General features: G+C 70.0%; 19 protein-coding genes. 14 read left to right on the top strand and 5 right to left on the bottom strand.

The window, feature by feature from the left end; all coding sequences use genetic code 11:
• Window positions 1-90: 90 nt before the first annotated feature.
• On the bottom strand, window positions 91-303 hold the full coding sequence (locus ACPPVO_RS25185) for a hypothetical protein (RefSeq protein WP_426513606.1): 213 nt from the start codon (window positions 301-303) through the stop codon (window positions 91-93).
• A 1204-nt stretch (window positions 304-1507) separates the two neighbouring features.
• Here ACPPVO_RS25185 and ACPPVO_RS25190 point away from each other — a divergent pair.
• Window positions 1508-2734 carry a glycoside hydrolase family 6 protein gene (locus tag ACPPVO_RS25190; RefSeq protein WP_426513607.1) on the top strand — a complete coding sequence of 409 codons (1227 nt, stop codon included), beginning with the start codon at window positions 1508-1510 and terminating at the stop codon, window positions 2732-2734.
• A 477-nt stretch (window positions 2735-3211) separates the two neighbouring features.
• Window positions 3212-3892, top strand: a complete 681-nt coding sequence (locus ACPPVO_RS25195; RefSeq protein ID WP_426513608.1) for a response regulator transcription factor — start codon at window positions 3212-3214, stop codon at window positions 3890-3892.
• A gap of 442 nt (window positions 3893-4334) precedes the next feature.
• On the opposite strand, the gene ACPPVO_RS25200 is transcribed toward ACPPVO_RS25195, so the two are convergent.
• The 3 genes from ACPPVO_RS25200 to ACPPVO_RS25210 form a co-directional block, all read right to left on the bottom strand.
• Window positions 4335-4907 carry a general stress protein gene (locus tag ACPPVO_RS25200; RefSeq protein ID WP_426513609.1) on the bottom strand — a complete coding sequence of 191 codons (573 nt, stop codon included), beginning with the start codon at window positions 4905-4907 and terminating at the stop codon, window positions 4335-4337.
• 106 nt (window positions 4908-5013) lie between these two features.
• Window positions 5014-6147 (bottom strand): hypothetical protein, encoded by a 1134-nt coding sequence (locus ACPPVO_RS25205; RefSeq protein WP_426513610.1) that lies wholly within the window; start codon window positions 6145-6147, stop codon window positions 5014-5016.
• Window positions 6148-6265: 118 nt separating this feature from the next.
• Window positions 6266-7690 carry an NAD-dependent succinate-semialdehyde dehydrogenase gene (locus ACPPVO_RS25210; RefSeq protein WP_426513611.1) on the bottom strand — a complete coding sequence of 475 codons (1425 nt, stop codon included), beginning with the start codon at window positions 7688-7690 and terminating at the stop codon, window positions 6266-6268.
• A gap of 106 nt (window positions 7691-7796) precedes the next feature.
• Between ACPPVO_RS25210 and ACPPVO_RS25215 the strand changes: the two genes are divergently transcribed.
• From ACPPVO_RS25215 to ACPPVO_RS25240, 6 genes are all read left to right on the top strand, one after another.
• Window positions 7797-8648, top strand: coding sequence for an aldo/keto reductase (locus ACPPVO_RS25215; RefSeq protein WP_426513612.1), 852 nt, complete (start codon window positions 7797-7799; stop codon window positions 8646-8648).
• A gap of 119 nt (window positions 8649-8767) precedes the next feature.
• The gene (trxA, locus tag ACPPVO_RS25220; RefSeq protein ID WP_426513613.1) at window positions 8768-9202 is read left to right on the top strand and encodes a thioredoxin; all 435 of its coding nucleotides are present in this window, start codon (window positions 8768-8770) and stop codon (window positions 9200-9202) included.
• Window positions 9203-9316: 114 nt separating this feature from the next.
• Window positions 9317-9913, top strand: coding sequence for a redoxin domain-containing protein (locus tag ACPPVO_RS25225; protein WP_426513614.1), 597 nt, complete (start codon window positions 9317-9319; stop codon window positions 9911-9913).
• Window positions 9910-10470 (top strand): DsbA family protein, encoded by a 561-nt coding sequence (locus ACPPVO_RS25230; protein WP_426513615.1) that lies wholly within the window; start codon window positions 9910-9912, stop codon window positions 10468-10470. Before ACPPVO_RS25225 ends, ACPPVO_RS25230 begins: the two co-directional genes overlap by 4 nt.
• Before the next feature lie 29 nt (window positions 10471-10499).
• Window positions 10500-11537, top strand: coding sequence for a hypothetical protein (locus ACPPVO_RS25235; protein ID WP_426513616.1), 1038 nt, complete (start codon window positions 10500-10502; stop codon window positions 11535-11537).
• A gap of 108 nt (window positions 11538-11645) precedes the next feature.
• Window positions 11646-12077, top strand: coding sequence for a DUF2267 domain-containing protein (locus tag ACPPVO_RS25240; RefSeq protein ID WP_426513617.1), 432 nt, complete (start codon window positions 11646-11648; stop codon window positions 12075-12077).
• Between the two features lie 131 nt (window positions 12078-12208).
• On the opposite strand, the gene ACPPVO_RS25245 is transcribed toward ACPPVO_RS25240, so the two are convergent.
• Window positions 12209-14059 (bottom strand): glycoside hydrolase family 15 protein, encoded by a 1851-nt coding sequence (locus ACPPVO_RS25245; RefSeq protein WP_426513618.1) that lies wholly within the window; start codon window positions 14057-14059, stop codon window positions 12209-12211.
• A gap of 196 nt (window positions 14060-14255) precedes the next feature.
• On the opposite strand from ACPPVO_RS25245, the gene ACPPVO_RS25250 reads away from it, so the two are divergent.
• From ACPPVO_RS25250 to dnaK, 6 genes are all read left to right on the top strand, one after another.
• Window positions 14256-14699 carry a DUF1931 family protein gene (locus ACPPVO_RS25250; protein WP_426513619.1) on the top strand — a complete coding sequence of 148 codons (444 nt, stop codon included), beginning with the start codon at window positions 14256-14258 and terminating at the stop codon, window positions 14697-14699.
• A 187-nt stretch (window positions 14700-14886) separates the two neighbouring features.
• Entirely contained in the window at window positions 14887-16026 is a 1140-nt protein-coding gene (locus ACPPVO_RS25255) for a glutathione-independent formaldehyde dehydrogenase (RefSeq protein ID WP_426513620.1), read from the top strand.
• 61 nt (window positions 16027-16087) lie between these two features.
• Window positions 16088-17758 carry an FAD-dependent oxidoreductase gene (locus ACPPVO_RS25260; RefSeq protein WP_426513621.1) on the top strand — a complete coding sequence of 557 codons (1671 nt, stop codon included), beginning with the start codon at window positions 16088-16090 and terminating at the stop codon, window positions 17756-17758.
• 90 nt (window positions 17759-17848) lie between these two features.
• Complete coding sequence (locus ACPPVO_RS25265; RefSeq protein ID WP_426513622.1) at window positions 17849-18532, top strand: BON domain-containing protein; 684 nt, start codon at window positions 17849-17851, stop codon at window positions 18530-18532.
• A 198-nt stretch (window positions 18533-18730) separates the two neighbouring features.
• Window positions 18731-19411, top strand: a complete 681-nt coding sequence (locus tag ACPPVO_RS25270; protein ID WP_426513623.1) for an Hsp20/alpha crystallin family protein — start codon at window positions 18731-18733, stop codon at window positions 19409-19411.
• A 209-nt stretch (window positions 19412-19620) separates the two neighbouring features.
• Window positions 19621-21516: a molecular chaperone DnaK gene (dnaK, locus tag ACPPVO_RS25275; protein WP_426513624.1), complete on the top strand. Its 1896-nt coding sequence runs from the start codon at window positions 19621-19623 to the stop codon at window positions 21514-21516.

Genomic DNA, 21516 nt, shown 5'->3' on the forward strand with positions numbered 1-21516 from the left:
GCGCCGGGCGATCCTCGATCGAGCGGCGGGCGGGCGTCCTAGAGCTGTGGTACGCCGTGCTCGTCGCACCAGCGGCGGATATCGGCAGTATCAGCGCAGCCGGGCGGCGCGGACCAGCACGGTGCGTTCGCCGAGCTCCCGGCCGGCGCGGCCCAGTTGCACGCCGTGGATCTCGTACCAGGCTTCGTCGTGGTACGAGATCAGTGCTCCGCTGTGCATTCGCCGCACCCGGATGGTGATCGTCCCCGTGCCGTACAGGTAGTCGTTCTCGGCCAGGGTGAGGATGACGAAGGCGTCCGTCATGGCCGGGCCACATCGGCGCGGAACGTCTCCGTGCCGGCCGGCGGCAGCGGGGTGAGCAGAACCAGCGCAGTCACCTGGTGCCGGACCGGGCCGCTCGGGAAGGCCTGCGGGACGTCCAGCCGCGGCGGCAAGCCGACGGTGGACAGTGCGACGCGTCCGGCCGCTCCCGGCCGTACCCGCTGCCACGCGGCCCCAGGATTCGTCGCCAGCCATCGGCGTCCTCCCTCCGACCCGGCCAAGCGCGTTCGGATGCACGTGCATCTGCATCGTAAGGAGCCTGGGCAGTTCCTCGGAAGGAACGTTCGGGTGCTGGGGGAGGTCGATGGTACCGGCGGGTTATCGGCCGGAAATGTCGAGGACGATGGACCCTTCGGCTGAGGAGCGGAACCTGGTCATGACCTCGACCGATGCGTCCTTCCGGCCGCCGTGTACGGCATGTGGGCGACGACTCGGTCACGTTCAGCGATCAGCTCCAGGAGTTGGAACCGACAATCAGGGAACGCCGTGGTCCACTCCTCGGCGATCGCACGGGTTCCCGCCGGGTCACAGGGAACGTCGACACCGCCGACGTGGAGCACCGCGTGGTCGCGCCCATCAAGGCGATGAACGGGTCGAAGTCGCGGGTGTTCCAGGCGTCGATGAACGCCCGGACGACGGCCTTGCTCGCGTCCCTGCCATCAAGCTCGGTCCCGGCGTCGCCGAAAGGCGATGGGTCCACGGGCCGACGCCGCAACGCCATGGGCCTGGCGCCGCGGTGGGTCCCGCCACAACGTCGCCCTCCGCGGGGCGCACCGCTCCACCACGCCCGCGGGCCCTTGCAGCCGGAACTCGCTTGTCAGAGGCGGATTTGACCGCGGAGGGCGGGACGCCCGGGCTGCGGAGGTGGATGTTTCACGCGGTTCCGCTGGCCGCACGCTCGCGCAGGTCGCTGGAGTAGACCATGCGCGGGCTGCTGGCGATGATGACACCATCCCCTATCGCTCGACGGGAATCGATGTCATGTACTGAAGGAGTCTCCGTGACCATACGTCGCCTCCGTCGGCGCCGACTTGTAGCCGCCGCGGCAGCGTCGGCATGCGTCGCCTTCGCCGCTGGCTGGTTCGTGACCGGCTCAGCCTCGGCGGGAACGCTTTCCGGCACCCTCTACCGCGACCCTGACTCGCAGGTCGTTCGCTGGGTCTCGGCGAATCCGAACGACTCGCGCATGCCCGTCATCCGCGACAAGGTCGCCAGTCAGTCGCAGGCGCGCTGGATGGCGAACTTCAACCTGTCCACCGTGCAATCCGAGGTGTCCTCGTTCGTGAGCGCGGCCAACGCCGTGAACCAGGTACCCGTGTTGACGGCCTACGCGATCCCGAACCGCGACTGCGGCGGGGCGAGCGCCGGGGGCGCCCCCGACCTCAACCAGTACCAGCAGTGGATCTCGGGGTACGCCAGGGGCCTCGGCAGCCGTACCGTCATCGTGATCATGGAGACCGACGCGCTGGCCCTGCAGACGTGCTTGAGCGGCACCGAGATCCAGCAGCGCGACCAGGCGATCAGTACCGGTGTGCAGACGCTGAAGGCGGCGAACCCGAACGCCAAGGTGTACCTCGACGGCGGCCATTCCGCCTGGAACTCCGCGTCGGAACAGGGATCGCGACTGGCCTCCGCCGGCGTCCAGTACGCGGACGGATTCTTCACGAACGTCTCGAACTTCCAGCCGCTGGGGAACGAACTCGCCTACGGCCGGTCGATCATCTCGTACCTGCAGGGCCGTGGCATCAGCGGCAAGCACCAGGTCATCGACACCAGTCGCAACGGTGGCGTGGCCGGCGACTGGTGCGCCGACGACAACAGCGACCGCCGGATCGGCAACTATCCGACGCTGAACACGGGCGACGCCAACGTCGACGGATATCTGTGGATCAAGCCTCCGGGCGAGGCTGACGGCTGCAGCTACGCCGCCGGAAGCTTCCAGGCCGGCCTTGCCTACAGCCTGGCCGCCAGCGCGCCGTACCCGCCGGCCGGGTCCCCGACCGCCTCGCCGTCGGCCAGCCGCTCCAGCTCCCCATCGGCCTCGCCGTCGGGCTCGCCGTCGGCGTCCCGCTCGCCGAGCGCGTCACCGTCGCCGAGCCGCTCGTCCGGCGGTGGTGGCGGTGCGTGCAGTGCGACGTACCAGACCATCGGCTCCTGGCAGGGCGGATTCCAGGGCAACGTCACGGTCACCGCCGGGGCGTCGCCGATCAGCAACTGGACGGTGACCTGGACGCTCGCGAACGGACAGTCGATCACCCAGCTCTGGAACGGCACGCTCACCACCAGCGGCTCCAGCGTCACGGTGCGCAACGTGTCGTACAACGGCTCGCTCGGCGCGGGCAGTTCGACGCAGTTCGGCTTCACCGGAACCGGCAATGTCACGACGCCGACTCTGAGCTGCACCGCCTCTTGACCGATCGTCCGGGGCGCGGACCGAAGACGGTCTGCGCCCCGGCTCGCATGATGCCGTCACGTCGGCCCCGACGCCTTCGGCTCGTAGCTCCGGCTCGCGCGTACGAGCTGAGCTCACCCCGGCATCGTTCGCCGCCCGACGGCGGCCGTCAGCCGGATCACCGTCGCGTTGGTCAGCCCCCGCACGGCGTCGCGGCGCACGAAAGATGAGCCCGCCGCCGAGGAACCGATCCCGGAGACGATCTGCGCGGCGATGCCAGACGGGCCCCTTCCCGTCAGCCTACGGTCGCGGCTCAGTCTTGACCGGCCCCTCACTCGCGGCACGCCACGGCTGACTCTGCAGGGGTCCGGCCTCGCAGATCGACCAATTGCCGCGGCGCCCGCAAAACGTGACGGTCCGGACACACCACCGGCATGATGGCCTGAGACAGTGAACGGTCACGATCATGCCGCAACGCCGGAGGGAGGCGTCTGAGCCTTGCCCCGGCTGCTGCTCGTCGAGGACAACTCGTCCTCTGCTGCCGCGCTGGCCGCTCTGCTGCGGCGCGAGGGCTTCGACGTCAGCACGTGCACGACGGCCGCCGACGCACTGCGCGAGTTCGACCGGCGCGGCGCGGACATGATCCTGCTCGACCAGACCCTGCCGGACATGACCGGCCTCGACCTGTGTCTGACCCTGCGGGCGCGCTCCGACGCCGGCATCCTCATCATCGGCGCCGGCAACGACCGTGAGGACGCCGCCGTCGCCGCCCTGGACCGCGGCGCCGATGACTACCTCGCCAAGCCCTACGGCCTGCGCGAACTCGTCGCCCGCATCCGTGCCCTGCTGCGCCGTTGCGCAGCCACCGCCCGACGCCATCCCGCGGTTATCGCGGCCGGACCGATCGCGCTCGACCCGGCCGCGCATACCGCCACCCTTACCGGACGACCGCTCGACCTGCCGCTCAAGGAGTTTCAGCTCCTCGAGACCTTCGTACGCAACCCCGGGCGCACGCTTGCCCGCGACCAGCTCCTCGGCGCCGTCTGGGATAGCGTGGACGATGACAGCAACACCCTCAATGTCCACGTCAAGCGGCTCCGCGCCAAGATCGAACCCGACCCGGCAGCACCGCGACACCTCGTCACCGTCCGCGGGATCGGCTACAAGTACCTCCCCTGAACCACCACCGGCGCCGGGACGACCAGGTTCACCGACACCGGCCTGACCCGCAGCTCCCACTGCAACATTGGCATCGTTACCGTCTGGGGCGGCACTGCAGGTGACGTGCTCGTGTCGGGCGGCGCGTTTCCCGGCCTCGACAGCGGCCGGCGGCGCTGCGCATCAACGACGCGACGACCGCCTACAACGCCGACGCGGTCATGACCGCCCGGGCCATCGCCGGGCAGCCGGGGCCGCTGCTGCTCGATCGCCCTGCTCCCGGCCCAGCTTCGGTCCACCACACCGCGGCGACCCGCCCGGCGAACGACGGCGCGGGTCGCGTGCGCGGCGGAGCTAGGGGCTGTATCGAAGTGGATGGCCGGGCTGCGGCGGACTCAGACGCCGCCGGGAACCGTACAACCCCGGTATCGGGGCGCGCCCGACCCCCACTTCGGTACAGCCCCTAGCTGCGTGAGTCGGTCGGCAGCCGGCTGAGCATCTCGCGGGCCTGGTCGGCCACGTCGGCGTCGACGATGAGGGTGTAGTGGTCGGCTTGCAGTGTCGGGGTGGAGGTGAAGTCGCGCTGGCCTCCGGTCATGGCGTGGGCGATTGCGCCGAAGACGGCGCCCCACACGACGCCGGCGACGACCGCGAAGAGCAGGACCCGCCACCAGGCGCCGACGGCGAACGCGCCGAGCAGGATGCCGATCAGGAGACCGAACCATGCGCCGGTGCCGGCGCCGGCCAGTGCCGCCCGGCCGGTCGTCAGCCGGCCGTGTACCTGTTCGACCAGTCGCAGGTCGGAGCCGACGATCCGGACGCGGTCGACCGGGAACTTGTTGTCGGAGAGGAAGTCGACGGCGCGTTGTGCGGCGGCGTAGTCGGGGTAGCTGGCGACCGCGATGGTGGCCTGTCCGGTCCCGGTGCGGCCGCCGGCGGCCGTCTCGTCGCGGGCGGCCGGGCGGACGCCTGACGGCCCGCGCGGCATGGTGTCGTTGTTGCGCAAGCTGAAAGCGTTGCGATTCGAGCTGGTCATGACGTGCTCCTGTCGTATCGGGACCGTTCTCCGATCTCTTGATCTCCCGCCTGTCGCCGGTCGGTCGGGGCGAGACAGCCGCATTCCGCGACGTGAGCGGCGCGGCTCAGAGCTGTGGGGCGGGCGGGAGCGGGAAGCGCAGTGCCGCCGCGACACGGTGCGGGCGCAGCTGCGAGTTGTCCGCGACATGTTTCACCGCGCCGCCCTCGTCGACGACGAATTCGGCCAGCTCATCAAGGACGTCCGGCGTCTCCCGGGTGGGCCGCCCGCACAGCGGGCACTGCCGGCCGGAGGCTCCCAGCCAGCCCGACTCGTCGCAGACCACACCGGGCACGGCCGCACCCTCGTCGATCACCAGATGTTGCACGGCGGCCACGGAGCCGGCCCAGAGGCACGGCTCCAGCCCGATCGCGGCGGGCCGGCCCGCCGCGGCCGCCTCGAAGATCTCGCCGACCAGCCGCTCTTCCTCGTGGCGCTCGTAGCGCTCCAGGATGGCCTCGGCGCTGTGCCGGATGTCGGCCGCGGTAGCGGTGCCCGGGTCGACCGTGAAGGTCCCGGCCACCCGGGAGGCCACGTCGCGGGACAGGAAGCCGGTGACGGCCGTCATCTCGTCCGGATGCCCGCCCAGGGCGATGACGTCGAAGCCTTCGCTGCGCAGCAGCTCGTCGAGCACGGAACCGACCCGCCGGTAGTGGTGCTTGCTCAGCTCGTCGGCCTTGTTGCGGACCCGGTACTCCGCCATGCCGGCGGCGAAGTTGGGCTTGCGCAGCGCCGGGTCCTTGATCTGGGTGATCTCCCGCATCTCGCCCAGGTACAGGCACCAGACCTGCGCCCAGGCCTTGTCCACCAGCGCCACACACATGCGGTGGTACTCGTCGAGGACCGCCAGCATCGGGCGGACCCACGGCGTCGCGTCCACCACGACGCGGTCCCGGACCGGCCGGGGCAGCGAGACCTGCTCGAACAGTCCGTTGCCGTTGCTGGCGAAGATGCCGAGGCCACCTGGTTGCAGCCGCTCCTCGTGGGCGACGTCTTCGATGCGTTGCAGGTCGGCCCGTACCGACAGCCGCACGTCGTGCTCCAGCGACATGTCCTCGCTCAGCGGTGCGACCTGATGCAGCAGGCTGGCAACCTGGCTGTGAGCGGACTTGTCCGGCCCGATCCCGAGGTACATCGAGATCACCGGGAAACGGCCTCCCTGGAAGCGGATGAGTCGATTGACGAGGTCCTGGGAGATCATGCGAAGCTCCCTCCGGTGTCGGACGGCGCGTAGGGGGTCGCGGAGAGTCAGCCGTACGTACCCGGATCGGTACCGTCCAACCGCGCCGGCGGCGGCATTTCGACGGAAGCGGCGCCCGTCAGCCGAGCGCGTCGGTGATGGGCGTGTCCGCCGGCATGGTCACGACCAGCTTCCGGTTGGCGAACTCCTTGAAGCCGATGGAGGACAGCTCCCTTCCGTATCCGGAAAGTTTGATGCCGCCGAAGGGCAGGTGCGGCTCGGACGACGTCGGATGGTTGATCCACACCATCCCGCTGTCGATCCGGCGTGCGACCGACCGGGCCCGCGCCGGATCGGTGCCGAACACGGCACCGCCGAGGCCGTAGGGCGAGTCGTTGGCGACCGTAACCGCCTCGTCGTCGCTGTGCACCCGATGGACGACGGCGACCGGACCGAACAGTTCCTCGTGGTAAGCGCGCATGCTCGGGGTCACGCCGATGAGGACCGTGGGTTGCATGAATGCGCCGGGGCGATCGACCCGCCCGCCACCGACCACCGCGACGGCGCCCTTGTCGAGGGCATCAAGGACCTGGTCCGACAGCTTCTCGGCGGCTCGCTCCGAGGACAGCGGCGCAAGCGAGGTGGCCTCGTCGGCGGGATCACCGGGCCGCAGCACGCGCATACGCTGGGCCAACGCGGTCACGAACCGGTCGAACGCGCCGGACATCACGATCATCCGCTTCGCGCTCACGCAGCTCTGGCCCATGTTGTGCATACGCCCCGCCATGGCCGCATCGACGGTGTGGTCGAGGTTGTCGCCGTCGAGAACGACGAACGGGTCGCTGCCGCCCAGTTCCAGGACGCTCTTCTTCATGTTGCGCCCGGCGGCGGCCCCGACGCTGGCGCCGCCGCGCTCGCTGCCGGTCAGCGACGCGCCGCGCACGGCGTTGAGTTCCACGACGCGATCGACCTCGGAGCCGGTGATCAGCAGGTTGGTGTACACCCCCTGCGGTATTCCCGCGTCGATGAACAGCCGCTCCATGGCGAGCGCCGACTGCGGGGTGTTGCTCGCGTGCTTGAGCAGGACCGTGTTGCCCAGCACCAGATTCGGTCCGGCGAATCGCACCACCTGGTACACCGGGAAGTTCCAAGGCTGGGCGCCCACGATCACGCCGAGCGGATCGTTGACGACGGCGGCCGACCCGCCGTCGAGCTCCAACGGCTCGTCGGCGAGCAGCTCCGGTCCCTCATCGGCGCAGTACTGCAGGATCCTCGCGGACAAGTCCATCTCGGCGCGGCTGTGCCCGATGAGCTTGCCCATCTCCAGCGTCACCAGCTGGGCCAGTTCCTCGCCGCGCTCGCGGAGCAGCCGTGCGGCCCGCCCGACCAGAGCGGCCCGTTCGTCGACGCCGACCCGGCGCCAGGACTGGAATGCGTGGTGGGCGCGCTGCGCCGCGTCGTCGACGGCCTCCGGGCTCATCGGCGGGAACTCACGGACGAGCTGGTTGTTGTAGGGGTTGACGGTGGCGATCGGGCTGTGCCGGACGGCGGAGGACGTGGGCATGGGTTCCTCCCTCGCGCAACGGTTGGAAACCGCGACTCCTACCCCGCGAGCGCAGCCTCAACCAGCCCGGGGGTTTGCCCGCCAGGGGGCGAGGTAGTGCGCGGCGATGAAGACGTTGAGCATGCGGATGGTGGAACTGCCGGCCGGTGAACAGATTCCGGTACTGGGGCAGGGAACGTGGGGCCTCGGTGAGGACGCGATGCGCCGCGACGAGGAGCTCACCGCGCTGCGGCTGGGCCTCGACCTCGAGATGACCCTCATCGACACCGCTGAGATGTACGGCGACGGTGCCGCCGAACGGCTCGTCGGAGACGCGGTCTTCGGCCGTCGCGACGAGGTGTTCCTGGTGACGAAGGTCCTGCCGGACAACGCCCACCGGGCGGGCGCGATCGAGGCCTGCGACCGCAGCCTGCACCGGCTGAGGACCGATCACATCGACCTGTACCTGCTGCATTGGCCCGGCCCGGTGCCCGTCGAGGAGACCGTCGAGGCGTTCACGCTGCTGCAGCAGCAGGGCAAGATCCGGTTCTGGGGAGTCAGCAACTTCGACACCACCGACCTGCTGGAGGTCACCGCGGTGCCCGACGGTCACGCCGCGCAGACCGACCAGGTGCTGTACAACCTGGCCCGTCGCGGCATCGAGTGGGATCTGCTGCCGGCGTGCCAGCAGTCCGGGCTGACGGTCATGGCCTATGCGCCGTTCGACCACCGGGGAACCGTCCTGCGCCATCCGGCGGTCATCGCCGTCGCCGAGCGGCACGGCGTCACCCCGGGGCAGGTAGCGCTCGCGTGGGTGATCCGCCAGGACGGGATCACCACGATCCCGAAGGCCGCCTACCCGGAGCACACCGCGGAGAATCGTGCCGCGCTGGACCTGCGACTCACCGCCGAGGACTTCGCCGACCTGGACCGCGCGTTCCCCCCGCCGGACGGCCCCGCTCCGCTCGAGGTGCTCTGAGCTCGATCACCGCGCCGAGATTCTCGTGCCGGGCACCCGGCCGGTCTTTGCGCCCACGCCGGGGATCCAGCGTGGGCGCAAACCTGCATGACCGCCACGGCCGCGGGTAGGCCCCGCGCATGAGCGGTGAGATAGTCGTCTGCTCGCACTGCGGGCGCCGGAACCGCGTCCCCGGGGCGTCCCCCGGCGTCCCGCGGTGTGGCAACTGCCATCAGCCCCTGCCGTGGATCGCCGACGCGACCGACCAAACGTTCGCCGCAGTGGTCGAGCAGTCGGCCCTCCCGGTGGTGGTCGACCTGTGGGCGACCTGGTGCGGGCCTTGCCGCATGGTGACGCCCGCCCTGGAGCAGGTCGCCCGGGAGCTTGCCGGCAAGGTGAAGCTCGTCAAGGTCGACGTGGACGCCGCTCCGAACCTGTCCCGGCGCTTCGACGTGAAGGCGGTGCCGACAATGCTGATCATGCACGACGGGAAGGTCCTCGAGCGCAAGTCCGGCGCCGCGCCCGCGCCTGCGTTGCGGCAATGGGCCGAGTCGACCCTTGCGGGCATCCGCTGATCATCCCGGCGCGGACGCTCGTTGCTGCGCGTTCGTGTGTCGTCGGTGTGGCCGCGGGCCGTCCACCTTGGGTGGGTGGTCCGGTCCCACCCCGAGCGCGCCGACGGTTGTGCCATGTCGAGGGAACAAGGGCTGCTGTCGCCGGGTCAACGGGCGCCGGACTTCATGCTGCCGAGCACGCCCGACCAGCACCTGGCGTTGTCGGAGCTGCGGGGTGGGCCGGTGGTGCTCGCGTTCTATCCGGCGGACTGGAGCCCGGTCTGCGGCGACCAGATGGCGCTGTACCAGGCGGTACTACCCGAGTTTGCCCGCTACAACGCCATCCCGGTGGGCATCTCGGTCGACGGCGTGTGGTGCCACCGGGCGTTCGCCGAAAACCGGGCCATACGGTTCCCGCTGCTGTCCGACTTCCACCCGAAGGGTGACGTGGCCCAGCGGTACGGGGCGTACTCCGACGATGACGGCGTCGCCGAACGCGCGCTGTATGTGATCGACCCCGAAGGCGTGGTGTTCTGGAGCGACCTTTCGCCGCGCGGGCTGAACCCGGGCGCGGATGGCATCCTCAACGCGCTGGAGGACCTGTCCGCCCAGCGCCAGGGGGCGCAGATGCGGCCGGATGCCCATCGGGATGCGGACACGGCCGAGCAGGTCGCCGGGCGCCGCGAGGCGAACCAGGCGCGCCGAGATGAGCAGGAGGACCAGACGCCATGACAACGCCGCTGCAGAGTGCCAGTGCCCGGCTCGTCGTACCGGTCACGGACCGCGATCACACGCTCGGACCCGTCGACGCGCCGGTCACGCTCGTCGAGTACGGCGACTACCAGTGCCCGTACTGCGCGCGGGCACGCCCGATCGTCGGTGAGCTGCTGCGCCGGCGGCAGGGCGCGGTCCGGTTCGCGTATCGGCACTTCCCACTGACGAACGTCCACCCGTACGCGGAGATGGCGGCGGAAGCCGCCGAGGCGGCCGGCGCCAAGCACCGCTTCTGGCAGATGCACGACTGGCTCTTCGAACACCAGGATGAGCTCGACGCGGGGACCATCCCCGCGGGCGCGGCGGAGGTGGGGCTCGACGACGAGGCGATCGCGGCGGCGATCCGCGGCCACCAGTACTTCGACAAGGTCCGTTCGGACTTCATCGGCGGGGTGCACAGCGGGGTCAACGGCACGCCCACGTTCTTCATCAACGGCGGCCGGCACGACGGCGGGTACTCGCTGGCGGAGCTGGAATTCGCCGTCGACGAGGCCGCCGCGGACGCCGAACGCTGACGCCGACGGCGCTGGCCGAGGCTGACCCGGTGATTGTCGGGCTGGTCGCGTCGCCCGGATCGGCGGCGGAATTGGCCCGCCAGGTCGTTGACCAGCTTCCGGACATGCTCTCTCGCGGTTCGCCGGGCGTTGCGTGGACCGTTCGCGTCATCATCGATCGGCTTGTCGAGCGCCCCGCCGACCTGTCACAGCTGATCGACGCCGCCCGCCGCCTCATGTTGCACGAGGGCTGGCAACTCACGGTGTGCTTGACCGATCTGCCATTGCAGAGGTCCCGGAGGCCGGTCGTCGCGCACGCCAGCGCCACCCATTCGGTCGCGGTACTGTCGCTTCCGGCGCTCGGCCCGATCGCCGTGGTCGGCCGCGCTCGCGAGACGACCGTCCGGCTCGTGACCGCCCTGTTCGCCGGGGACGACGAGCACACCGCCCGCCAGTTCGGCGGCGCGGCACGAGCCGACCACGGTGGCATCGGCCTGGTCGCCGGTGTGGTGACCGGACATCTGCGCCTCCTGCTTGGCATGCTGCGCGCCAACCGGCCGTGGCGGCTGACGATCGGGCTGTCGAAGGCGCTCGTCGCAGCGATCACCGCCGGGGTTTTCGCGCTGGTCACCAGCGACATCTGGCGGCTCGCGGTGGAATACAGCCAGGTGCGACTGGCCCTGCTCAGCGCGGGCGCGGTGCTCGCGGTCGTGGTGACCATCATCGTGGGCGCCTCGTTGTGGGAGCGCGCACCGTCGAGCGCGGCCCGCAAGTCGCCCGCAGGGGGACAGGTGGTCCTGTTCAACCTGGTCACCGTGTTGACCGTGGTGATCGGCGTGCTCGCACTCTATTTGGCGCTGCTCGTGCTGGCGCTTGGCGGCGTACTGCTGCTGGTGCCCGAGGCTGGGTTGACCGACGCTCTCGGCCGTCCGGCCGGCACCGGTGATTTCCTGGACATCGCCTGGTTGGCGTCCTCGGTGGCCACGATCGGCGGCGCACTGGGCGCCGGCCTGGAGAGCGACGAATCGGTCCGGGAGGCAGCGTACAGCTACCAGCCGGACGACATCATCGATGAGCGCCGGAGCTGAGCGTACGGCTCTGTCCACCGCGGCTGCCAAACCTGTGCGGGCCGTGTCGTCGGCATGGCCGCACAGGTGCTGGGTAGTGCACGCGTCGACCTACCCGGAGGAGGACCCATGAGTGGCGGTACGGGCTACGACTCATTCGACACCACCGTGGACAAGACAAACCGGTTGTTGCGCGACATTGAGCAGGAGTTCGGGTGGCCCAAGACGCGGCGCACCCAGTCGTACGCCGCGCTCAGAGCGGTGCTGCACGCCCTGCGCGACCGCCTGCCGGTCGACGAGTCCGCACAACTCGCGGCGCAGCTGCCGATGCTGGTCCGCGGCATCTACTACGACGGCTGGGACCCGAGCCGGGTGCCGGTGAAAATGCACCGTGCCGAGTTCGAGGCCCGCGTGCGGCAGGAGTTCCCGTTCGACGTCGAGGGCGGTATCGAGCAACTCATCACCGTCGTGCTCAACGCGCTGAAGCGATACGGCACCGCGGCCGAGTGGGCGGACGTCAAGGGCAGCCTGCCCAAGCAGCTCGCCGCCGTGCTGCCCTGATAGATCACGGCACCGACCGAAGCCGGGACGCGTGGAGCGACTACCAGCCCTCCGCGCTCGAGACCGCCGTGGCGCATCTGCGCGGCATGCTCGACGCGCGGTTGCCGTCCAGCGGGTGCGGGCGCCGGCGGTCAGGGGCACGCCTCGTCGTTGCGGATGACGTGGAAGACGGCGTTGATGAGGGCCAGGTGGGTGAGCGCCTGCGGGAAGTTGCCGAGGTGCCGGCCGCTGTCGGATTGGATCTGCTCGGCGTACAGTCCGAGCGGCCCGGCGAAGGACAGCAGCTTGCAGCACAGCCGCCGGCCACGCTCCGCCTCGCCGATCTCCACCAAGGCGGATACCAGCCAGAACGAGCACACCGCGAACGCGCCCTCGTCGCCCGTGAAGCCGTCGTCGGTGGTCTCGGTGCGGTACCGCAGCACAAGGTCGTTGACGGTGAGCTCGTCGGCGATGGCCAGCACGGTCGCCCGGACCCGCGGGTCGTCCGGCGGCAGGAAGCGGACCAGCGGCACCAGCAGCAGCGAGGCGTCGAGCGTGCCGGTGTCGTAGTCCTGCTTGAACACGCCGCGCTCGTCGACGCCGTTGGCCAGGATGTCGGCGTGGATCTCATCAGCGATCTGTTGCCACTGCTCGGCGCGGTCCCACTCCTCGCGCAGCCGGGCCAGGCGGGCGCCCCGGTCCAGCGCCACCCAGCACATCACCTTCGACGATGTGAAATGCCGCGGCTCGCCGCGCACCTCCCAGATGCCGCGGTCCGGTTCGCGCCAGTGCTTCGCGGCGCTCTCCACCTGGTGCACCAGCACCTGCCACAGCCGGTCCTCGAGCCGGTCGCGGGTCTTGGTGTGCAGGTACACCGAGTCCACCATCGCGCCCCATACATCGTGCTGGTGATGCTGGAACGCGTCGTTGCCGACCCGCACCGGGCGCGCGCCCTGGTAGCCGTGCAGATGCTCCAGGGTGTACTCGGTGAGGTCACGTTCGCCACCGACGCCGTACATGACCTGCAGGTCGATGTACCGGCCGGCGATCTCGGTGATGAACCGGCGGTAGTCATCGGCCTCCCAGGTGAGGCCGAGCGTGTTCAGGGCCCACAGCGCGAACGAGGAGTCGCGGATCCAGCTGTACCGGTAGTCGAAGTTGCGCTCGCCGCCGGGGGTCTCCGGCAGGGAGGTGGTGGCCGCCGCGGCGAGCGCACCGGTCGGGGCGTAGCTCAGCCCCTTCAGGGTCAGCGCGCTGCGCTCCAGGTGCGCCCGGAAAGGATGGTCCGGGAACCTGCCCCGGGCCAGCCAATGCTGCCAGTGGTGGGCGGTCCAGACCAGCCGCGCCTGGGCGTCGTCGCAGTCGCGCGGCGGCTCGTGCGCGGTCCACGACAGCGCGCAGAACCGCCGATCGCCGTCCTTCATCAGGGTCCGGCCGACCGCGCGGGTCGCCTCGAAGCCGATCCGCAGATCGGTGGTGAGCCGCAGCTGGATGTCGCTGCCATCAGCGCGGCAGAGGCCCTGGTGGTAATCCGAGCCCGGGTACTCCCAGCGCCCCGGCAGCCGGCCGTAGCCGAAGATCGGCTCACAGTCCAGGTTGAGCTGCACCTCACCGTTGACGCAACGGATCGTACGCAGCAGCACGTGCTCGGCGTCGTAGTCGGTCGGCGCGCGGCGGTGCGTCGGGGACCGCTCGGTGTCATGATGCCAGGGGCCCATGAGCAGGACGTCGCAGACGATGAGCCAGCCGGTCGGCGTGCCCCAGCTGGTCTCCAGCACCATGGTGCCCGGCAGATACCGGCGGGCTGCCGGCACCATGATGTCCGCGGGCCCCACGCGGAATCCGCCGGCGCCCCGGTCGAGGACCGCGCCGAAGACGCTGGGCGAGTCGAGCCGCGGCAGGCACAGCCACTCCACGTTTCCGCCGGGCGCGACGAGTGCGGTCGTCTCGCAGTCGGACAGGAACCCGTACGACTCGATCGGCGGAAACGAAGACGCGCACATCCTGCAAGCGTTGCCCGGCCCGGGACGATCCATACCCTCCCGCCAGGGTGATGCGGGCACTGGGCATGATGCCCGCGCGTGTGCGGGCACCCGCCCCCGCCGCGACCCCGAAGTGCCCGTTGGTCCCGTGGGCATGCGCGGCTGGATTGCGGGTAGCACCCGACAACTCGACAGAACAGGAGGTACCGGAATGCCGGTGCAGGCCATCGAGCGGTTTGAGCGCTTCTTCCGGGCGGCCGCGAGCCTGGACGTGGATAAGAGCGACCTGAAACGGTACGACGACTTCGTCGACGAGAAGGTCTACGACCTGTTGCTTATCGCACAGGCGAAGGCGAAGGCGAACGGTCGCGACGTTATCGCGCCCCAGGACGTGCCAGTAACGAAGGGCCTGCAGGAGCGCATCCACGAGTTCCGGAAGCTGGACGAGGAGATCGAACTGCGCCCTGTCCTGGACGCGCGCACCGCCCGGCCGCCGCTGGATCTGGCGCTCGGCGAGGATACCGAGCGCGGGCTGCCGGACATCGTCGGTGGCCTGAGCGTTGCGCTCGCGCGTACCTTCAAGATCATGGACCCGGAGCTGAAGAACCCGCAGACGGCACACTGGGACCGGGCGCTGCGGACATTCAACCTCCTGCTCTGAAGGTGATGAGCCAGCGCTTCGGCCTTGCGGGTGACATCAATTCGAGCGCGCCGAGGTGCGGGAGGCGCTCCGGCCCCTGCTGGCCGGATTACCTACCGACCGGGAGCAGACGAGCTGACCCCGCGGTTCGCCCGGCTGGTCAGTTCGGCGCCGACCGGCCGGGTAGTGCGTGGCTATGAAAGCTGTCGTGTACGAGGGACCGCGCACTGTCGCGGTCAAGGACGTGCCGGACCCGCGCATCGAGCACCCGCAGGACGTTCTGGTCCGGATCACCACCACCAACATCTGCGGCTCGGATCTGCACATGTTCGAGGGCCGCACCGACATGGAGAGCGGCCGGATTCTCGGCCACGAGAACCTCGGCGAGGTCGTCGAGGTGGGGGAGGGCGTGGACAAGGTCCGCGTCGGTGACATGGTGTGCCTGCCGTTCAACATCTCCTGTGGGCACTGCGCGAACTGCGAGCACGGCCTCACCGCATTCTGCCTGCGGACGAACCCGGACCCGGACATGGCCGGCGCCGCGTACGGCTTCGCCGGCATGGGCCCGTACAACGGCGGTCAGGCCGAGATGCTGCGGGTGCCCTTCGCGGACTTCAACTGCCTGGTGCTGCCGGAGAACGCCCGCGACCGGGACCGGCAGCGCGACTACGTGATGCTGTCCGACATCTTCCCGACCGGCTGGCACGCGACGCAGCTCGCCTGCGTGCAGCCCGGCGACTCGGTGGTCATCTACGGCGCCGGGCCGGTGGGTCAGATGGCCGCGCTCTCGGCGACGATCAAGAACGCCGCCAAGATCATGGTGGTCGATCAGCATCAGGACCGCCTGGAGCTCGCCGCGAAGATCGGTGCGATCCCGATCGACGCCTCCAAGGAGGACGTGGCCGAGCGGGTGATGGAGGAGACGGACGGCGTCGGCGCGGACCGCGGCTGCGAGTGCGTCGGCTACCAGGCCCACGACCCGTCCGGGCGGGAGCACCCGGAGATGACGGTGAACGCCCTCGTGCAGACCGTCAAGTTCGCCGGCACCATCGGCGTCGTCGGCGTATACACACCCGAGGACCCCGGCAGCCCCGATCAGCTGTTCAAGCAGGGGAAGGTCGCCTTCGACTACGGCAAGTTCTGGACGAAGGGCCAGACGATGGCGACCGGACAGTGCAACGTCAAGGCGTACAATCGGCCGCTGCTCAACCTCATCATGCAGGACAAGGCACGGCCGTCGTACATCGTGTCGCACGAGCTGCCGCTGAACCGGGCCCCGGAGGGCTACGAGCACTTCGACGAGCGTGAACGCGGCTGGACGAAGGTGATCATGCACCCGGACCTCTGACGCGCACAAGGGTTTGCGGACGCCGCCTCGGGTAGCTCGCAACCTGCCGTCGGAGGTGAACATGAAGATGCTGGCCGAGACGCCGAACCGTGACGGGGCCGACCCGTACCTGGATGACGCCCATATCCAGGCCCTTGCCGGCGACGGGCAACGCCACCTCACGCGGACCGGCGAGGTACTCATCAGGGAGGGTGAGGAGCACTACGACTTCTTCGTAGTGCTCGCCGGCAAGGTGGCCGATGTCGACGGGTTCGGCGGTGACGAACGTGTCATCGCCGTTCACGGCCCGAAGCGATTTCTGGGTGAGCTGAGCCTGATCACCGGCCAGGCGGCCTTCTGCACCGCGCAGGTGCGCGAACCCGGCGAAGTCCTCAGGGTGCCCGTCGACCGTCTCAAGGCCGTTGTCGCCCAGGACTCCACCCTCGGTGACCTGATCCTGAAGGCGTACCTGATCCGCCGTTCCCTGCTCATCGGCCACGGCGCCGGGCTGCGGATCGTCGGATCCCGCTTCTCGCCCGACGACCGGCGGCTGCGCGAGTTCGCCGCTCGCAACCGCATTCCCTACCAATGGGTCAACCTGGAGAAGGACCAGGACGCCGAGACGCTGCTGCGCGGGCTGCACGTGCGACCGGAGGAGACCCCGGTGGTGATCTGCCCGACCGGGCAGGTGCTGCGGAATCCGAGCAACGCGGAGCTGGCCCACGCGGTGGGCCTGCCCGCGCCCGGACCTGGCGCAACGGTGTGCGACCTCGCCGTCGTCGGGGCCGGCCCGGCAGGCCTTGCCGCCGCCGTCTACGGCGCCTCGGAGGGTCTGGTGACGGTCGCTCTCGACGAGTTCGCCACCGGCGGTCAGGCCGGCCGATCGTCGCAGATCGAGAACTATCCCGGTTTCCCCGCCGGGATCTCCGGCGGGGAACTGGCCGAGCGGGCGGTCGTGCAGGCGGAGAAGTTCGGCGCCCGGTTCAGTGTGCCGGCTCGGGCGTGCGGTCTGCGGGAACGGGACGGCAACTACGTCATCGAACTCGACAACGGCGGGGAGGTCACGGCCCGGACCGTCCTGGTCGCGACCGGCGTCCGGTACCGCAAGCTCGACGTTGCGCGGTTCGAAGAGTTCGAAGCGCCAAGCGTGTACTACGCGGCGACCCTGTCGGAGGCGTTGATCTGCCGCGACGACCCGGTCGCGGTCGTGGGCGGCGGGAACTCGGCGGGTCAGGCAGCGCTGTTCCTGTCGAGGTATACACGGGTCGTGCACCTGCTGGCCCGCAGGGACCTTGCTGAGACCATGTCGCGTTACCTGATTGATCGGATCGAGACGACACCGGGCGTTGAGACGCACCTCCGTACCGAGGTGTGCGAGCTGCTCGGCGGCGACACACTCGAACGGCTCGTGGTGCAGGACGAGCGCACCGGGCAGCGCCGGGAGCTTCCCGCCCGTGCGCTGTTCGTCTTCATCGGCGCGCAGCCGTGCATCGATTGGCTGGGCGGTCAGGTCGCCACCGACGAGGACGGCTTCATCCTCACCGGCCCGGACGACGACGAGCCGGGCCGACAGGGACGGCCTCTGCTGCAGACGAGCCTGCCCGGCGTGTTCGCCGCCGGTGACGTCCGCAGTGGGTCGATCAAGCGGGTCACCTCGGCCGTGGGCGAAGGCGCCGCGGCGGTGCAGCTGGTGTGGAAGCACCTGCAGAGCACCGGCCGCGCCGCCGATGCCACCGCGGCCACCCTCACGTAGCCACCGGCGCTCGTGCCATTGGGTTGAAAATCGTTGAACGTGGTCCGACGGAAGGAGCAGTACCGAACGAGCGGCACGGAAGGAGCAGACATGAGTACCGCAACCTTCACGCGCGCCGACGCCGACATCGAGCGGGACGTGGTCGAGGAACTGCGATGGGATCCCCGCCTGCAGCCCAACGCGATAGCGGTCGGAGTCCACGACGGCGTGGTGACACTGGCCGGATGGGTCGACGGCTACCCGAAGAAATGGGCCGCCGAGCGTGCGGTGCACCGGATCCGCGGGGTGAAGGCGGTCGCCAACGACATCGAGGTCAGGTTGCCGATCGCGGCGCAGCTGCCGGACTCCGAGATCGCCGCGTCAGCGGTCCGCGCGTTGGAATGGGACGCGTTCGTCCCGGTCGAGCACGTCGAGGTGACGGTATCGAAAGGCTGGGTCACGCTGCGTGGCGAGGTCGAGTGGGAGCATCAGCGCCGGGCCGCGGAACGCGCCGTGGACAACCTGCCCGGTGTGCGTGGAGTGACGAACCTCCTCTCGGTACGTCCGCGTCCGCGGACGCAGCCGTCGCCGAAAGACCTGCGCACGCGGATCGAGGAGGCACTGGTGCGCAGCGCCGAGACCGACGCCGAGCACGTGAACGTCGACGTGCAGAACGACAAGGTCGTGCTCACCGGCCAGGTCCGGTCGTGGGCGGAGCGCGAGGAGGCCGAACGGGCCGCCTGGTCGGCGCCGGGCGTGACCGCCGTCGAGAACCGCATCGTCATCACCGGGTGAGGTGGGTCGCCCCGCAGACGCGATCGTGCTCGCGGGGCCGACCGCGACCCATCGGGTCCGGAAAGGGCGGTGATGCCTGACGACGCACGTCGAGCACCGGCCCGGCGGTCATCCGGGACAAGGGAAGTGGATACACCCGCGTCCGAACAACCGTTGGGGAAACGCCACAGACCGCGCTCGGAAAGGAAACCGATCACGATGACACTCGCACCCTTCTCGTCCCGGCAGCGCCGCGGCGGGTTGCCGGCCGGCGCGCCGGCATACCGCTGGGACCCACGCCGCGAGGTGGACGAGCTCAACAACAGGTTCGGTCAGCTCATCCAGTCGCTCATCGGCGGTGAGACCGGGATCGCCGGCTCGGCCGGCTGGTCGCCGCCGGTCGACGTGGAGGAGACCGAGGACGCCTATGTCGTCGACGTCGACCTGCCGAGCGTGAACCCGCAGGACGTCAGTCTCGAGATGCGAGGCGAGGAGCTGCGGATCTCCGGGGCGTTCGAGGAGCTCAGCCGCGGCGGCGTCGTACGTCGCCAGGGGCGTCGGACCGGTGAGTTCGAGTACATGATCGACCTGCCCAGCGACATCGACAGCGATCGGGTGCAGGCCGCCTACAGCAACGGCGTGCTCACGGTCACGGTCCCGAAGGCCAGGGACGCGCAACCGCGCCGGATCGAGATCCAGGCGCAGGGGGACCAGCAGGGCCAGCAGCAGACGGGCCAGCAGCAGACGGGCCAGAGCGGTCAGCGCATGAACCAGCAGGCGAGCCAGGGCACCCAGCAGAGCCAGGGCACCCAGCAGGCCAGCCAGGGCACCCAGCAGCCCAGCGGGCAACAGTCCCCCGGGCGGCCGCGGGGTGGGCCGAACCCGGGCCAGCGGAGCTGACCGGGCGGTACCACTGATCGCATCGGCCAACGGCGAAGGAACGGCGCGAGGGCACCCGGTCGACGTGGCGCACGCCATGCGGCCGTGGTGCTCACGAGCCGGCCGGAGCTTCGCCAGAGCGTCACTCATCTGCGCCGGAGGAAGCTGGCCGGCTGCGCACGCGGCAGGCTTTCGGCGACGCATCAGCCGTATCCCGAAAGGAGCCGGTCATGGCCAGAGCTGTAGGTATCGATTTGGGTACGACCAATTCGGTGATCGCCGCGTTCGAGGGTGGCCAGCCCACGGTGATCGCGAATTCGGAGGGCAGCCGGACCACGCCGTCGGTCGTCGCGTACACCGACACCGGTGAGCGGCTCGTCGGTCAGCTCGCCAGGCGGCAGTCGGTGCTGAACCCCAAGGGCACCGTGTACTCCGCGAAGCGGTTCATCGGCCGGAAGTTCGACGAGATCACCGAAGAGGCCAGGACGGTCACGTACGACGTCGTACCCGGGCCCGACGGGATGGTCCGGTTCGACATCCGGGGCAAGCAGGTCTCGCCGGAGGAGGTCTCCGCGCAGATCCTGCGCAAGCTCGCCGATGACGCCGCGAAGTACCTCGGCGAGAAGGTCACCGAGGCCGTCATCACCGTCCCGGCGTACTTCAACGACGCCCAGCGGCAGGCCACCAAGGACGCCGGCCGGATCGCCGGCCTCGAGGTGCTGCGGATCATCAACGAGCCGACCGCGGCCGCCCTCGCCTACGGCCTGGACAAGAAGGGCCATGAGACGGTCCTCGTCTTCGACCTCGGCGGCGGCACATTCGACGTGAGCATCCTCGATGTAGGCGACGGCGTCGTCGAGGTCCGCTCCACGTCCGGCGACACGCACCTGGGCGGCGACAACTTCGACCACCGCCTGGTCGACCACCTCGCCGACGAGTTCCGCAAGGAGCAGGGCATCGACCTGCGACAGGACCCGCAGGCGCTGCAGCGGCTGACCGAGGCCGCCGAGCGGGCGAAGATCGAGCTGTCGTCGGTGACGCAGACCCAGGTGAACCTGCCGTTCATCACCGCCGACGCGTCCGGCCCGAAGCACCTCACGACGACGGTCACCCGCTCGACGTTCGAGGAGCTCACCCATGACCTGCTGGAGCGCACCAACGGCCCGGTGCGGCAGGCGATGAGCGACGCCGGCGTCAAGGCCGACGACCTCGACGAGGTCATCCTCGTCGGCGGCGCGACCCGGATGCCGGCCGTACAGGCACTGGTCCGCCGGCTCACCGGCGGCAAGGAACCCAACATGACGGTGAACCCGGACGAGGTCGTCGCGCTCGGCGCCGCGCTCCAGGCCGGCGTGCTCAAGGGCGACGTCCGCGACGTCGTGCTGCTCGACGTCACCCCGCTGTCGCTGGGCGTGGAGACCCTCGGCGGGCTGATGACGAAGGTCATCGAGCGCAACACGACCATCCCGACCCGCCGCACCGAGACGTTCTCCACGGCGCAGGACAACCAGCCGGCCGTCGACGTGGTGGTGCTGCAGGGCGAGCGGGAACGGGCCGCGGACAACCGGGTACTCGGCCGGATGCGGCTGGAGAACATCCGCCCGGCGCCGCGCGGCGAGCCGCAGGTCGAGGTCACCTACGACGTCGACGCCAACGGCATCCTCAACGTGTCCGCACGCGACAAGGACACCGGCGCGCAGCAGCAGATCACCGTCACCGAGAGCGGCACCCTGGACTCTGCCGAGGTCGAACGGCTGGTTCGTGAGGCCGAGCAGCACCGCGCCGCGGACCAGCAGCTGCGGGGCGAAATCGACGCCCGCAACGAGCTGGACAGCGTCGCGCACCAGGTGCAGCGCCGCCTCGACGAGCTCGGCGATCAGGTCCCCGAGCATGAGCGGGCCCGCGCCGGGATGCTCGTGCAGGAGGCCCGGCAGGCCGTCGACGGGCAGGCGCCGATGGACCGGGTGCAGGACCTCACCAACGATCTTCGGCAGATCCTGTTCGCGCTGCAGTCCACCGCGCAGCAGCAGGCCGGTGAGGGACAGACCGCGGGGCAGGCGGCCGGGCAGTCTGGCGGGTCGGCCCCGGCCGATGACGTCATCGACGCCGACTTCAGCGGAGGGTGA

The organism is Dactylosporangium sp. McL0621 (genome assembly GCF_049995355.1).
GTDB lineage: Bacteria > Actinomycetota > Actinomycetes > Mycobacteriales > Micromonosporaceae > Dactylosporangium.